This is a genomic window from Streptomyces alkaliphilus (assembly GCF_014141535.1).
In the GTDB taxonomy this organism is placed as follows: Bacteria; Actinomycetota; Actinomycetes; order Streptomycetales; family Streptomycetaceae; genus Streptomyces; species Streptomyces alkaliphilus.
Genome location: NZ_VKHT01001398.1, coordinates 1 through 988 on the forward strand (window position 1 = coordinate 1; position 988 = coordinate 988).

The 988-nt window shown below is 67.4% G+C and carries 1 protein-coding gene; it reads right to left on the reverse strand.

Features of this window, described 5'->3' with window-relative positions:
- On the reverse strand, positions 1-924 hold a 924-nt coding region (locus FNQ90_RS24720), incomplete at its 3' end, for an SPFH domain-containing protein (protein WP_228471582.1).
- Positions 925-988: the final 64 nt, after the last annotated feature.

The window sequence follows — 988 nt, forward strand, 5'->3', positions numbered from 1 at the left end:
GTCCAGGGTGGGCCGGGCCGGGTCGGCGGGCGCGGTGGGGGCGCCACCGTTCTCGGCGAGCCGGCCGAGGCTGCCACCGATGCCCTTGAGCGCGTCGCCCAGTTCGCTGGGGACGATCCAGAGCTTGTTGGAGTCGCCCTGGGCGATCTTCGGAAGCATCTGCACGTACTGGTAGGCCAGCAGCTTCTGGTCGGCGTCGCCGGCGTGGATGGCCTCGAAGACGGTGCGGATTGCCTGTGCCTCACCCTCCGCGCGCAGGGCGGAGGCCTTGGCGTCACCCTCGGCGCGCAGGATCTCCGCCTGCTTGGCGCCCTCGGCCTGGAGGATCTCGGACTGTCGGACACCTTCGGCCTGGAGGATCGCGGCGCGCTTGTCACGGTCGGCCCGCATCTGCTTCTCCATCGAGTCCTGGATGGAGGTGGGCGGCTCGATCGCCTTGAGTTCGACGCGGTTGACGCGGATGCCCCACTTGCCGGTCGCCTCGTCGAGGACGCCGCGCAGGGCCGCGTTGATCTCCTCACGGGAGGTGAGGGTCCGCTCCAGGTCCATGCCACCGATGATGTTGCGCAGGGTGGTCACGGTCAGCTGTTCGATGGCCTGGATGAAGTTGGAGACCTCATAGGTGGCGGCGCGGGCGTCGGTGACCTGGTAGTAGATGACGGTGTCGATGTTGACGACCAGGTTGTCCTGGGTGATCACCGGCTGGGGCGGGAAGGGGACGACCTGCTCGCGCAGGTCGATGCGGTTGCGGATCGTGTCGATGAACGGCACGACGATGTTGAGGCCGGCGTTGAGCGTGCGGGTGTACCGACCGAAGCGCTCGACGATGGCGGCGCTGGCCTGCTGGATCACCTGGATCGTCTTGACCAGGGCGATGAAGACCAGCACCACCAGGATGACGAGCACGATGATGATGGCGTCCATCGTGATTCCCCCTGTGGTTCGGGATGTCGGAGACGGGTCGGGTGGAGAGCGGACGGGGTGGTGG